This is a genomic window from Leisingera sp. ABM4_060, from assembly GCF_056158765.1.
This window is the reverse complement of the sequence record NZ_JBSWTX010000001.1, coordinates 4,215,620-4,229,210: the sequence shown is the minus strand read 5'-3', so window position 1 is coordinate 4,229,210 and position 13,591 is coordinate 4,215,620. Positions and strand designations below refer to the sequence as shown.

The 13,591-nt window shown below is 63.3% G+C and carries 11 protein-coding genes and 1 pseudogene; 5 read left to right on the top strand and 7 right to left on the bottom strand.

Annotated elements, in window-relative coordinates; all coding sequences use genetic code 11:
* Nucleotide 1: 1 nt before the first annotated feature.
* The 5 genes from ACXAEH_RS20505 to leuB are packed head-to-tail and all read right to left on the bottom strand — an operon-like array spanning nt 2 to nt 6,963.
* Nucleotides 2-1,045: an Ldh family oxidoreductase gene (locus ACXAEH_RS20505; RefSeq protein ID WP_475035467.1), complete on the bottom strand. Its 1,044-nt coding sequence runs from the start codon at nt 1,043-1,045 to the stop codon at nt 2-4.
* A 5-nt stretch (nt 1,046-1,050) separates the two neighbouring features.
* Nucleotides 1,051-2,535, bottom strand: coding sequence for an aldehyde dehydrogenase (locus ACXAEH_RS20500; protein WP_475035466.1), 1,485 nt, complete (start codon nt 2,533-2,535; stop codon nt 1,051-1,053).
* A 50-nt stretch (nt 2,536-2,585) separates the two neighbouring features.
* On the bottom strand, nt 2,586-4,199 hold the full coding sequence (locus ACXAEH_RS20495; protein ID WP_475035465.1) for a 5-guanidino-2-oxopentanoate decarboxylase: 1,614 nt from the start codon (nt 4,197-4,199) through the stop codon (nt 2,586-2,588).
* A complete protein-coding gene (locus tag ACXAEH_RS20490; RefSeq protein ID WP_475035463.1) occupies nt 4,196-5,878 on the bottom strand; it encodes a GMC family oxidoreductase in 1,683 nt (560 codons plus the stop codon). Before ACXAEH_RS20490 ends, ACXAEH_RS20495 begins: the two co-directional genes overlap by 4 nt.
* Nucleotides 5,875-6,963 (bottom strand): 3-isopropylmalate dehydrogenase, encoded by a 1,089-nt coding sequence (gene leuB, locus ACXAEH_RS20485; RefSeq protein WP_475035461.1) that lies wholly within the window; start codon nt 6,961-6,963, stop codon nt 5,875-5,877. The genes ACXAEH_RS20490 and leuB overlap by 4 nt, the downstream gene beginning before the upstream one ends.
* 120 nt (nt 6,964-7,083) lie before the next feature.
* On the opposite strand from leuB, the gene ACXAEH_RS20480 reads away from it, so the two are divergent.
* A complete protein-coding gene (locus ACXAEH_RS20480; RefSeq protein WP_475035460.1) occupies nt 7,084-7,974 on the top strand; it encodes a LysR substrate-binding domain-containing protein in 891 nt (296 codons plus the stop codon).
* A gap of 43 nt (nt 7,975-8,017) precedes the next feature.
* Here the strand turns inward: ACXAEH_RS20480 and ACXAEH_RS20475 are convergent, their stop codons facing one another.
* Together ACXAEH_RS20475 and ACXAEH_RS20470 are read right to left on the bottom strand one after the other, a co-directional pair.
* Complete coding sequence (locus tag ACXAEH_RS20475; RefSeq protein ID WP_475035458.1) at nt 8,018-8,368, bottom strand: RidA family protein; 351 nt, start codon at nt 8,366-8,368, stop codon at nt 8,018-8,020.
* Between the two features lie 178 nt (nt 8,369-8,546).
* A complete protein-coding gene (locus ACXAEH_RS20470) occupies nt 8,547-9,419 on the bottom strand; it encodes a MurR/RpiR family transcriptional regulator (protein ID WP_475035456.1) in 873 nt (290 codons plus the stop codon).
* A 152-nt stretch (nt 9,420-9,571) separates the two neighbouring features.
* Between ACXAEH_RS20470 and ACXAEH_RS20465 the strand changes: the two genes are divergently transcribed.
* The 4 genes and pseudogenes from ACXAEH_RS20465 (at nt 9,572) to ACXAEH_RS20450 (ending at nt 13,533) form a co-directional block, all read left to right on the top strand.
* The gene (locus tag ACXAEH_RS20465; RefSeq protein WP_475035454.1) at nt 9,572-10,357 is read left to right on the top strand and encodes an N-formylglutamate amidohydrolase; all 786 of its coding nucleotides are present in this window, start codon (nt 9,572-9,574) and stop codon (nt 10,355-10,357) included.
* Nucleotides 10,350-10,946 carry a TRAP transporter small permease subunit gene (locus ACXAEH_RS20460; RefSeq protein WP_475035452.1) on the top strand — a complete coding sequence of 199 codons (597 nt, stop codon included), beginning with the start codon at nt 10,350-10,352 and terminating at the stop codon, nt 10,944-10,946. Before ACXAEH_RS20465 ends, ACXAEH_RS20460 begins: the two co-directional genes overlap by 8 nt.
* Nucleotides 10,946-12,448, top strand: a complete 1,503-nt coding sequence (locus tag ACXAEH_RS20455; protein WP_475035450.1) for a TRAP transporter large permease — start codon at nt 10,946-10,948, stop codon at nt 12,446-12,448. Before ACXAEH_RS20460 ends, ACXAEH_RS20455 begins: the two co-directional genes overlap by 1 nt.
* A gap of 51 nt (nt 12,449-12,499) precedes the next feature.
* Nucleotides 12,500-13,533: pseudogene (locus tag ACXAEH_RS20450) on the top strand (TRAP transporter substrate-binding protein).
* The last annotated feature ends 58 nt before the right edge of the window (nt 13,534-13,591 follow it).

The following is a 13,591-nucleotide window of genomic DNA, read 5'->3' as shown; positions in this document are numbered from 1 at the left end:
TTCACTCCACGCCTAAGCTCTCTGCCAGCGCCAGAATTTGCGCCCATGTTTCTTCAGGCACCGCGGCCTGGCCGTTTGACGCCGCGCGGTGATTGCGTTCGCGCTCGCCGGGGATCTCGACCCGGTCAAAGCCCGGCGCGGGCGGGCAGCTGCGCAGATCATCGAGCACCTCTTCCGCCGCGGCCTGCATCGCCGGGGCCGCGCGGAAGCGGGTGGCGTCCAGGGTGATCAGCAGCCAGTTGCACTCGGTGGTCGAGGGCCCGAGCATCGCCTCGCCGATCAATTCCGCCACCAGCGCCAGCGCATAGCCTTTCTGGGCTCCGGCGGGCAGGATGGCGCCGCCATCGAAGTAATCTTCAGGGTCGCGGGTCGGGTTGCCGTCGCGGTCGATGACGCAGCCTTCGGGCAGCAGCGCACCTGCGGATTTGGCGGCATAAATCCAGCCGCCGGCGATCTTGGAGGTGGCAAAATCCAGCACCACCGGCCCCTGCGCCCCTCCTGGGATGCCCGCGCACCATGGATTGGTCGGCAGCTTGGCCCGCGCGCCGCCGTAAGGTGCAACCTGACGCCATATTTCGCGGTTGCCACCGCCCATGCAGATGGTGAGAAAGCCTTGGCCGGCAGCCATGTCGGCAAAGGCGCCATGGCGGCCGGTGTGGCCTGCGTGGCGGATGGAGAGCGCCGAAATCCCGCGCTCCCGCGCCTCTGTCATGCCGGTTTCATAGGCCAGTTGCATCGCCGGGATGCCGATGCCCCCGCCGCCCTCGACCCTTGTCACACCGCGGTCGTCCTGAAAGGCGCGGGCCACGGCCTTAGGGTCGAGGTAGCCGGACTGCATCTGATCGGCATATTGCAGCACCCGCATGATGCCGTGGCTCTCCATGCCGCAGAGGCTGGTGTCGGTCAGATGCTGCGCGACCTGCGTGGAAACCGGACCGCTGCAGCCCAGTTTCAGGAAGATCCCGGAGATCAGGGCTTCTGCCTCGGCCGCAACAACAACCGTGCGGCCGCCCTGCAGGGTGAGTTTCGACGCAGGCGCTTGCATTCTGGCTACTCCGCAAAAGGGTCCGGCTGATGCGGATCGGTCGACAGCCACACGGATTTCGTCTGCATGAAGCAGCGCATGCCTTCCCAGCCGTTTTCCCGCCCGTAGCCCGATTGCTTGTAGCCGCCTACGGGCGACTGGGTGGCCGCATTGAAGTAGTTGTTGATGTAGACGGTGCCTGCCTCGATCCGGTCGGCCATGCGCATTGCCTTGGTGACATCGCGGCTCCAGATACCGGCGGCAAGGCCGAAGATAGTGTCATTGGCGATGCGGATGGCGTCTTCTTCTTCCTCCCAGGCCTCGGTCGAGACCACGGGGCCGAAGACTTCGTTCTGGGCCAGGTCAGCGGTGTTGGGCACATCGGCGAAGATGGTCGGGCCGATGTAGTAGCCCTTGTCCCGGCAGGCGGTGCGGCCGTCGAGCAGCAGTGCGTGGCCTGCCTCTTCGGCGGCGGCAATGCGTTTCAGGACGGTTTCATAATGCGGCCGGTTGGCCATCGGGCCGATCTGAGTGGCAGGGTCGTTGGGGTCGCCGACGCGGGCCTTCCTGACCACCTCGACCAGCCGTTCGGTGAACTCCCCAATGATGGATTTGTGGACCAAAAGGCGCGAGCCGGAGATGCAGGACTGGCCGCCTGCCGGGAAGATACCCGCCGCAACACCGTTGACGGCCAGTTCGATGTCGGCATCAGGCAGCACGATCTGGGGCGACTTGCCGCCCAGTTCCATGACGATGGGTTTCACCTGCTTGGCCGCCGCCGCAGCCGCCGCGCGCCCGCCTGCGGTGCCGCCGGTGAAGGACACCATGCGCACGTCCGGGTGTTCGATCATCGGGCCAGCGGTGGTCGGGCCATAGCCGGTGACCACGTTCAGCACGCCCGGCGGCAGATCGGCCTCCAAAAGCACATCCATCAGCTCCAGCGTCGAACAAGAGGATTGCTCGGAGGGTTTCAGCACAACGGTGTTGCCAGCTGCGAGGCAGGGCGCCAGTTTCCAGATCAGCGTGCCCAGCGGCGAGTTCCAGGGCAGGATCTGGGCGACGACGCCGAAAGGCTCCCATTTCAGGTAGTTGTGGATGTTTGGGGCTTCGGCGGGGACCACCCGCCCCTCGAACTTGTCGCACATGCCGGCGTAGTAGTGCCAGCTGTCGACCTGCCACTGGCCGGGTTTCAGACCGGGGGTGATGGCGGCGGGCAGTTTGCCGTTGTCGCGGGTCTCGATGGCGCCAAGGCGGCCGGCGTTTTGGCTGATCACATCACCGATGCGGCGCAAAACGCGGCCGCGCTCGGCAGGCTGCATCCGCCCCCAGGGGCCATCGTAATAGGCAGTTTTGGCGGCTTGAACGGCGCGGTCCACGTCCTGCGCGCCGCAATCGGGAACACGGGCCCAGACCTCGCCGGTGGCGGGGTTTTCGCTGTCGAAATACTGGCCGGTAGCCGGTTCGTGCCACTCGTTACTGGCGAAATAGGCGAAGGTGCGGAGGTCGGTCATTTTCATCTCTTGTCAGCGCTGTCCGGGTTCTTGGCCCAGAAGGTTGTTTCTTAAGCGAGCCACTCCGCATCCTCGCGCACCACGATCACAGTGGGGCGGTCAGCGGTCAGTGCTGCGGTGAAGGCGGTTTCGAAGTCTTCGGCGGATCCGGATTTGGTTCCATGGCAATGACAGGCCTTGGCCAGCGCCACGAAATCCGGGTTGATCCCTTCCACCCCCACCCGTTGAATGTCGCGGGTATCCATGTCGTCCTGGATCTGCTTCAGCCCGCCGTTCTCCCAGATGATGATGGGCAGGGAGAGGCGGTTTTCCGCCGCCGCCATCAGCTCGGGCATGGTGAACATGAAGCCGCCATCGCCTGCCATCACTACCACTGGCGCGTCCGGGCGGGCCATCTTGGCGCCGATGCCATTGGGCAGCGCATTACCCAGCGCGCAGAAGCCGGCCGGGTAGAACCACTGGCGGGGGCCGGGCAGATCAAAAGCGAAGGCGCCGGTGTAGACCACCTGGCAGGCATCGCCGGAGAACACAGTTTCCGGCGGCGCGGCCTGGCGCAGGAGTTTCAGGAATTTGACGTGTTTCACTTCGGAGGGCGAAAGATTGGAGAATATCTCCTGTCGCACCCTAGCGACGGAGGCCGTGCCCTCCGCGCGCACTGCGCTGCCGTCGTGCCCAGCTAGCAGCGAGGACAGCTCTGCCATGGCCGGCGCGGCGTCGCCGATGATGCCGAGGGATGCCGGGTAGAAATCATTGATTTTGTGCGGGTCCAGGTCGACGCGGATCAGATCGCCATTGATCTCCATCCGCTCGACGAAACTGTCGGTCTCCGCCAATTCAGTGCCCACGGCGAGGATCACGTCGGCGGTGGCCAGGTAATCCCGCACCTCTTTGCGCACGGTGGACCCGGTGAGATGCAGCGGATGCGCATCCGGCACGATGCCTTTGCCTGCAGTGGAAGAGATCACCACGGCGCCCAGGGTTTCAGCAATTGCGGTGAGGTTTGAAGCCGCCGCAACCGCGCCGCCGCCGGTCATGATCACGGGGCGCTTGGCGGCCTTCAGCATCTCTGCCGCGGCCCGCAGCTGGCCTGCGGCGGGCGCCGGGGGCGCTGGCAGGCGGACGGGTTTCCACTCCTCCTCGACAATCTCGGCCTGCACATCCAGCGGCAGCGAGATGTGGACGGGGCGCGGGCGCTGGCTGGCGAAAATCGAAAACGCCTGCGCCAGCAGCTCGGGCACGTCGGAGGCGCGCATGGCTGTGGCGGAGAGCGCGGTCAAAGGCTCGGTCACTTTCTTCTGTTCGGTCACCTCATGCAGCACACCCCAGCCCTTGCCGATGGACTTGCTGTCGGGCTCTGCCGAGATCAGCAGCATCGGCAGGCTGTCGGCGTAACATTGCCCCACCGCGGTGGAGGCATTGGTGACACCGGGGCCAGAGATCACCACGGCCACGCCAACCTCGCCGGTTGCCCGCGCCCAGCCTTCGGCCATGAAGCCCGCGCCCTGCTCGTTGCGGGCCTGCACGTGGCGGATGGCGCCGGAGTTGCCGCCGCCGGTCAGCCCGCGGCACATGTCCAGCGTATGCACGCCGGGAATGCCGAACACCGTTGTCACGCCGTATTGTGCCAGAAGGCGCATGGTGGCCTCACCGCATGTCATGCTCATGCTGCTGTCTCCCTTGGGTCATCTGCTGCCAGCTGGGGCTTTCCGAGGATCATGTCGGCGGCCCGCTCTGCCAGCATGATCACAGGTGCCCCGATATTGCCACTGACCATGTCCGGCAGGGCTGCGGCGTCCACCACACGCAAGCCCTCCATGCCGCGCACCCGGAATTCCAAGTCCAGCACGGCACCGGGGTCGCTATCTGCGCCGATGCGGGCAGTGCAGGCCGGGTGGTGGCCGGTGGTGACCAGATCGCGGATGGCCTGACGCAGGTCTGCGTCTGTTTCTTTGTCGGCACCTGGGCTGATCTCCTCTCCTGCCAAACCTAGGAAAGCCCTCTGCTGCACCACCTTGCGCATGTGCCTGATGCCCTCGATCAGGTCTGAAAAATCGCTTTCGTCACTGAAATAGCCTGGGTCGATGCGCGGCGGCTGTTGAGGATCGGCTGAGGCCAGCATGACGGTGCCGCTGCTGCGGGGGCGCAGCAGATTGACGTCGAATTGCAACCCGGGCGCGGCGATCTTGCCGCGAGCGATCATCGCCTTGCCGAGATGGCTGAGTGTTTGAACTGAAAAGCCCTTGGCGCCGGCAGCGGAGTCCTCGCGCACCACCATCGGGGTGAAGAACACCTCCAGCTCCGGCATGTCAGTGTCGCGGATGGCATGGAACAGGACCGAGGCCCAGAAGGGCGCGGCGGCAGGGCCGGATTTGGCCAGCAGCCATCTCGCCCCCATCACCGCCGCCTTGTCGAGCCGCTGGAAGCGGGCCATCGACAGGCTGGGATCGGTGAGGCCGAACTGCACCGGCATGTTGGGATGGTCAAAGAGCGTCTGGCCAACACCCGGAAGGTCATTCAAGACTGGGATACCATGCCCCCGCAGATGCGCGCCGGGGCCGATACCCGACAGCATCAGCAGCTTTGGGCTTTCAAAGGCACCGAGACTGAGGATCACTTCGCCGCGGGCACGGAATTCGCCCAGGCCCGTGAGGATGCCGGTGGCGCGGCGGCCCTCTGTCAGGACTTGCAGCACCGGGGTGCCGGTCAGCACTGTCAGGTTTTCCGGGCGCGGGGTCAGATAGGCCTCTGCGGTGGACTGGCGGATGCCGCCGGAGGTTTTCACATCCATCCGCCCGGTGCCTGTCTGGCTGGCGCCGTTGAAGTCCTGGTTCAGCGGCGCGCCTGCTTGGCAGCAGGCCTCGACAAACACCTGGTTTATGCGGTCGAAATTGCCGGCAGGAGTAATCTTCAGCGGCCCCTTGGTATCGTGATGCACCTCGCCTGCACGATGCGCGGCTCCAGCGGCGCGGCGGTAGTAAGGCAGCACATCGCCGTAGGACCAGCCGGTGAGCCCGTTCTGCCGCCAGCGGTCATAGTCGCCCGCATTGCCGCGGATGTAGATCATGCCGTTCATCAGCGAAGACCCGCCCAGCCCCTTGCCGCGCGGGTAGTAGAGCTGGCGCCCGCCCAAGGCCGCTTGCGGCGTGCTCATGTAGCACCAGTCGTATTTCGGGTTGGAGTGGATCATTCCGACACCCGCAGGCATCCGGGCAAAGATCGACTTGGCCGGGCCACCGGCCTCGACCAGCAGCACCTTCAGTTTCGGGTTCTCACACAACCGCGCCGCCAGCACGCAGCCGGCCGAGCCGCCGCCGGCGATGATATAGTCGAACCCGGGCGTCATGCGGCCAGCTGCCGCAGCACGGCGCCGGTCACATCCATTGTGGAGGCGCAGCCGCCGATGTCAGGCGTGCCGGTACCGGAGGCCAGCACGCGCCCAACAGCCATTTCGATTTGCGCTTCGAGGTCCGGACGGCCCAAGGAATAGCGGAACATCATCGCGACGCTCAGAATCATGCCGAAGGGGTTCGCCACCCCCTGCCCGGCGATATCGGGTGCGGAGCCATGCACGGGTTCGTAGATGCCGTTGCAGGTCTGCCCTTCTGCCGGAACGCCGCAGAGGCAGGCGGAGGGCAGCATGCCCAGGCCGCCGGAGACAATTGCCGCCAGGTCGCTCAGGAAATCGCCGATCAGATTGCAACCCACCACCAAGTCAAAGGCTTTGGGATTGCGGGCCATCTGGTAAGCGCAATTGTCGGCATAGAAGTGTGTCAGCTCCACGTCGGGATATTCGGCTGAGACTTCATCTGCCACTTGCCGCCACAGTTTGTAGCTTTCCATCACATTGGCTTTGTCGGCGGAGACCATCTGCCTCTTACGCTGGCGCGCCAGTTCGAAGCCTGCCCGCATGATCCGGCGCAGCTCGTGCTCATCATAGCCTGCGGTGTCATAGCCGTAGCGGAGGCCGTCCCGTTCGGACTGGCCGCGGGGCTGGCCGAACATAACCCCGCCGCACATTTCACGCAGGACCATAATGTCGGCGCCTTCGGCCAGGCCGGGACGGAACGGGGTGCGGTCCGCCAGCGGCGCCCAGAAGCGCGCAGGGCGCAGGCCTGCGAAACTTTGCAGCCCAAAGCGCAGGCGCATCAGGCCATCCTGCATCTCCGGCCCGCCCGGGACACGGATATTGTCCCATTGCGGCCCGCCGACCGCACCCACCAGGACCGCATCGGCAGCTTTGGCCTTGGCAAGAGTTCCGTCTGTGCAGAATGTGCCATGCGCCTGCCAAGCCGCGCCATGCAGCAGGTCCTCGGTGATCTCCAGCGCGATGCCGTTCTGCCTGGCAACCGCATCGGCGACGGCCAGACCTGCTTCCAGGACCTCCGGCCCGATGCCGTCTCCGCCCAATGCAAGAATGCTGACTGCCATGCCGCAGACCCCGCGTTTCGCTGTTCTTCATTCACTCTACGGGCTTGCGAAATTCAAAAAAGAAGGAAAAGGTGAATGCTCATCATTCCCTGAAAGAATGATCTGAGGAATGATTGGGATATGAAGAACCTGCCTCCGCTTAGCCAGTTTCAGGCATTTGAGGCCGCCGCGCGGCATCTGAGCTTCTCGCGATCCGCGCAGGAGCTGAATGTGCAGCAGCCTGCAGTCAGCCGTCAGGTGGCGGCGCTGGAGGAGGCCTTGGGGGCCAAGCTGTTCCTGCGCAGCAAGCCGCGGCTGACGCTGACGGCCGAGGGAGAGACGCTGTTTTCCGCGGTCTCAGCCGGGCTGGCGGCAATCCGCAGCGGTGCCGCGTCGGTGCAGGCCTCCAGCCGTGAGGACGTGCTGGTGGTCAATGCCGCCATCGGCTTCACCTCGCTGTTCCTGCTGCCGCAGCTGGCGGAGTTTCAGGATCTGCATCCGGAAGTGCGGCTGGAGGTGGTCACCCGCGATCAGGACAAGGATTACGATCCCGGCCAATGCGATATTGCGGTCGTGTTTGGAGAGGCCGGCGCGCCGGGCATGCGCTCAGCACGCATATTTTATGAAGAACTGACTCCGGTCTGCGCACCAGGGTATCTGCCCAGTGACACTCCGCTGCCTCTGGAGGAGCTGCCGGGGCACCGGCTTTTGCACATGTCCAACCCGCATCACAGCGGTGACTGGGCGCGGTATTTGAAAGGAACCGGGCTGGCCGCCGGCCCGCCGCAGGCGCTGGACCGCATCCACAGCTACATGGTCTACCTGCGCGCCATCCAAAACGGCAACGGCATCGGGCTGGGCTGGGGCCGCCTGATCGACGACCTGCTGCAAAGCGGTGCGCTGGCGGTGGCTTGCGGCCGCAGCGTCAGCACCGCACGGGGTTATTTTGCCTGCATCACGCCGCGGGCCGAAGGCCGGGCCGGAGCCGAAGAATTTCTGAACTGGATTTCCGGCTTGATCCCCGGCGATTGAACAGGCGGGCCGGTGGCCCGCCCATTGGCCGTTCAAGCAACGCTCAGGCCTTGGCTGCGGTGACTATGAATTCCACCAGCAGGTCCTCACGAGCCAGCTTGGCCTCGCCGCAGGCACGGGCCGGGGCGTGGCCTTCGGGCACCCAGGCGTCCCAGACTGCATTCATCTCGGCAAAATCCTTCATGTCGGCAAGCCAGATCACAGCCTGCAGCATGCGGGTGTTATCGCTGCCGGCTTCGGCCAGCAGCGTGTCGATCTTGTCCAGGCAGTCCTGCGTTTGCTGGGCAACGCTGGCGCCAGCTGTGCCGACCTGGCCGGCAAGGTAAATGGTGCCGCCGTGAGTGACGATCTGGCTCATGCGCTGGCCGGTGTGGCTGCGGGTAATCTCGGGCATGTTGTCCTCGCTGTGAAATGGGCTGACAAAGGGATAACTGTCTTGCCTGCGCCCGGCAACGGACTCCCTTGCCTACTGAAACTTTGCGGTTTTATGAGTACAACACGCTGAACGTCTGCCCCTGCGCGTGCCCGCCGCTGGCGCGACGGGCTTGAAACCCAATCAAACATGCCGCGTTCTACGAGAACTTGCGGAAAAGGCGGGTCATGTCGAACAGCTCGTCCAGGCGGTCGTAGCGGTCCTTGGTCTTGTCCCAGCTTTCCTCCTGGGTGGCGGCGATCATCGCTTCCAGCAGCATCATCGTGGAGCTGTTTGAATCCCAGGCTGAGGGAATCTCAACCCAGCAATTGAAGGTATGCGCGGACACCGAGGCGATGGGGCTGGCCCATTGGTCGGTGACCAGAACGATCTTCACTCCGCGCTCCGCCGCCAGTTCCGCCAGCCGCTGCAGGTTGGTTTCATACCGGCGCACGTCGAACATCAAGAGCGTGTCGCCCTCGACCATGTCCAGCACGTAATGCGGCCAGGTTGCCGAGGATGAGGTCATATGAGTGACCCGCTGCCGGATCGCCTGGAAGTGGGTGAAGGCGTAATCCGCCAGCGCCCGGGTGATGCGGCCGCCGACTACATAGAGCCGCCCGTCCGTATTGGCGAGCTGATGCACCGCGGCGTCGAACTGAGCAGAGTCGATGTTGGAAAACGTCTGCTGCAGGTTGTCGGTGACGGCTTGTGCAAATCTGTTCAGCAAATGGCCTTCGGGCGCCTCCGACGCCCAGTTATCGCGCCGCTTGGTCGGGCCGGAGACCTTGGCCTCCAGTTCTTTAAGCAAGGCCTGGTGGAATTGCGGATAACCCTTGAAACCCAGCTTTTGCACCATCCGCGCCACCGTGGGGGTCGAAACCTCGGCATTGCCGGCCACGATGGTGATCGAAGCCAGGCCAGCTGCGGGGTAATTCTCCAGCAGGAGGTTGGCGAACTTGCGTTCCGATTGCGTGAGAGACGAGTAATTCTCGCGGATCAATTCGCGGACGGTGGCTGGCGGCTTGGTCAACGGGGTATCCCTGCAGTGAACAAATACAGTCTTACGCGGCCCGGGACTGAAAAGAAAGTTTCAGAAACCTCTGTTCCGAACCAGACATGAAAAGATATTGACACAAATATCTCTTCATGGAAAGATTTTTCCAATTCGCAGGGAGACGCGGTATGCAAGAGGGCGATTCTCACGCTCGGGAAGATGCAGTGGAGGTGGTGAACCGTGACGGCGCCGGCTCTGTGCTGCTGCTGTGCGAACATGCCTCCAGCCATATCCCGGCGCGCTACAACGGGCTGGGCCTGCGGGCCAAGGACCGTTTGAGCCATGCGGCCTGGGACCCGGGCGCGCTGGCTGTTTCCTTGCATCTGTCGAAAGCACTGGATGCACCGCTGGTGGCCAGCCGGGTGTCACGGCTGGTTTATGATTGCAACCGCCCGCCCGAAGCCGCCAGCGCCATGCCCGACCGGTCCGAGCTGGTTGCAGTGCCCGGCAACATCGGCCTGGGCGCGGCAGAGCGGCAGGAACGGGTCGACACGATCTACACTCCATTCTGCGAGGCCGCGGCGGACGTGATCAAAGCCCGCAAACAGGCCGGGCTGCAAACCGTTCTGGTCACCATGCACAGTTTCACACCGGTCTATTTCGGCAAGGAACGGGCAGTGGAGATCGGCATCCTGCATGACAGCGATACCCGCCTGGCCGATGCGATGCTCGCTGCGGCAGACGCCCTGCCCCACCGCCGGATCGCGCGCAACGAGCCTTATGGGCAGGCAGACGGGGTGACCCATTCGCTGAAGATCCACGGGCTGACCCATGGGCTGGCCAATGTGATGATCGAAATCCGCAACGATCTGGTGAAGACACCGGAAGAAGAAGAGGCCATGGCTGAGGAAATGCTGACATTGCTGCGCCCGGCCCTGGCCGAGCTGGCGGCAGAGGGAGGGCCCGATGCCTAAGATAATCCGGGCCTATGTCCACGGCATCGACGCGATGAACCGCTTTATCGGCCGCTTTGCCATGTATCTGATTTTTGCGCTGATCGGGGTGCTGCTGTGGTCGTCGGTCTCCAAGACCTTCTTCAACCCGTCGCTCTGGACGCTGGAGACCGCGCAGTTTGTGATGGTTGCCTACTATGTGCTGGGCGGCCCCTATTCGATCCAGATGGGGTCAAACGTGCGGATGGACCTGTTCTATGGCGCCTGGTCGACAAAGACCAAGGCGCTGGTGGATGCCTTCACCGTGCTGTTCCTGATCACCTACCTGGTGATCCTGATGTACGGGGCGCTGAGTTCCACGGCTTATTCCCTGGGCTATTTCGGGTTGGAGCCGGTGCAGTTCTTCTGGGACCTGCTGAAGACGCTGGTGACCGAAGGCCCCGCCGCGGCGGGTGAGAAACTCGGCTACCTGGAGCGCAGCTCCACCGCCTGGCGGCCGTTCCTGTGGCCTGTCAAAACCATCCTCTGCTTCGGCGTCTTCCTGATGCTGCTGCAATGCCTTGCCGAATTGTTCCGGGATATCGGACGCCTGCGCGGAGTTGAAATCTGATGTCCTACGAATGGATCGCCATCGTGATGTTTGCCGGCATGATGCTCATGCTGATGACCGGCCAGAGGGTGTTTGGCGCCATCGGCTTTGTCGGCGCGGTTGCCGGCATGCTGTTGTGGGGCACTGGCGGTGTGGAAATCCCCTTCTCAGCGGCAATGAAGCTGATGAAATGGTATCCGCTGCTGACGCTGCCCATGTTCATCTTTATGGGCTACGTGCTGTCAGAATTGAAGATCGCAGACGACCTTTACCGCATGTTTCATGTCTGGATGGGGCCGGTAAAGGGCGGGCTTGCGATCGGCACCATCGGCCTGATGGTTCTGATCTCAGCCATGAACGGTCTATCGGTCGCAGGTATGGCCATCGGCGCCACCATCGCGCTGCCGGAACTCTTGCGCCGCGGCTATGACAAAATTCTGGTGACCGGCACCATTCAGGCCGGCTCCAGCCTGGGCATCCTGGTGCCGCCTTCGGTGGTGCTGGTGCTTTATGCGATGATCGCGCGGCAGCCGGTGGGGCAGCTGTGGCTGGCGGGGGTGATCCCTGGCTTGCTGATGGCCACCATGTTCATCATCTACATCTATGTCCGCGCCCGGATGCAGCCGCATCTTGGCCCCGCCATGCACCCTGAGGATCTGGCCGAATATGAACAGGTAACCGACCACCCGCTGCGTCTGAATTTCATCGTACTGGGTGCGCTGGTGCTGGTGCCGCTGCTGATGCTGACCAGCGCGATGGAAGCCAAGCCGGCGCTTGGCGTGGCGCTTGCGCTGGGTGTGCTGTCCTTTCTGACCCGCAAGAACGCAATGTTCTACAGAGATGTCTTCATGAAGGAGAAGTACCGCCTGCTGTTTTCCGGCGTGCTGCCGCTGGCGATCTTCGCCGCGATGATGGTGCCTTTCGTGAACGGCTGGACCTCGCTGGTGGAAAGCTCAGCCATTGGCGCCATGACCGCCTTCATCGCCGCGGTGCTGAAGGGGCGGATGACCAAGGAAGTGTTTGAAACCTCGGTGCGCTCAACCCTCGGCATCTCCTGCATGTTCATGTGGATCATCCTGGCCGCTCTGGCGTTTGGCGCGATCTTTGATGGTCTGGGTGCGGTCAAGGCGATTGAGGACCTGTTCACCACCCGCCTGGGCCTTTCCCCTTGGATGATCCTGATCCTGATGCAGCTGAGTTTCATCGTGATGGGTACCTTTCTGGACGACACCGCAATGCTGGTGATCGTTGCACCGCTCTATGTGCCGCTGGTGGGGGCGCTTGGCTTCGACCTGATCTGGTACGGGGTGCTTTATACGATCACCACCCAGATCGCCTATATGACGCCGCCCTTCGGCTACAACCTGTTCCTGATGCGCGCGATGGCGCCACCGGAGATCGGGCTGAAGGACATCTATGTCTCGATCATTCCCTTTGCCGCGGTGATGGTGCTGGCGCTCGCCCTGATCATGATCTTCCCGCAGATCGCCCTGTGGCTGCCGGAATATGTCTACGGAAAATAACCAAGCAAGAGTCCTGCCAAGGGGCCGGATGTTTCAACAAGGAGTGAAATTATGACAACAAGACGTAAGTTTCTGCAGTCCGCCGGCGTTGGCGCCATGGCGGCACCGCTGGCCACCCCGGCGCTGGCACAATCCACCATCAAATGGCGGATGCAGACCTATGCCGGCGCGGCCCTGGCTGAACACGTGGTGAAACCCGCCATCGACATGTTCAACAAGATCGCCGGCGACCGGATGCAGATCGAGCTCTACTATGCCGATCAGCTGGTCCCCACCGGCGAGCTGTTCCGCGCCATGCAGCGCGGCACCATCGATGCAGTGCAGTCGGATGACAACTCGATGGCCTCGCCCACCGAGGTCACCGTGTTCGGCGGCTACTTCCCCTTTGCTTCGCGCTACTCGCTGGACGTGCCGGTGCTGTTCAACCAGTACGGCCTGAACGAGATCTGGGACGCGGAATACTCCAAGGTCGGCGTCAAGCATATCTCGGCCGGCGCCTGGGACCCCTGCCACTTTGCCACCAAGGACCCGATCAACTCGCTGGCGGACCTGAAGGGCAAACGCGTCTTCACCTTCCCGACCGCAGGCCGCTTCCTGGCGCAGTTCGGTGTGGTACCGGTCACCCTGCCCTGGGAAGACATCGAGGTCGCGGTGCAGACCGGCGAGCTGGACGGCATCGCCTGGTCCGGCATTACTGAGGACTATACCGTCGGCTGGGCCGATGTGACCGACTACTTCCTGACCAACAACATCTCTGGCGCCTGGGCCGGGTCGTTCTTTGCCAACCAGGGCCGCTGGAACGAGTTGCCGGAAGACCTGCAGACCCTGTTCCGCGTCTGCTGCGACCAGTCGCATTATTACCGCCAGTGGTGGTACTGGGGCGGCGAAGCGTCCTTGCGTGTGAACGGCGACAAGATGAAGCTGACCACCATTCCGGACAACGAATGGCAGCAGGTCGAAGACGCGGCGGTGAAGTTCTGGGACGAGATCGCAGCCGAGTCCGAAACCAAGGCGAAGGTTGTGGAGATCTTCAAGAAATATAACGCTGACATGCAGAAAGCGGCCGGCCCTACCGCTACGGCTAAGCCGCCAGTAAGAAGCACAGGATTTGGCTTGCACCGCAGCGGGCCAAATTCCTTGAAA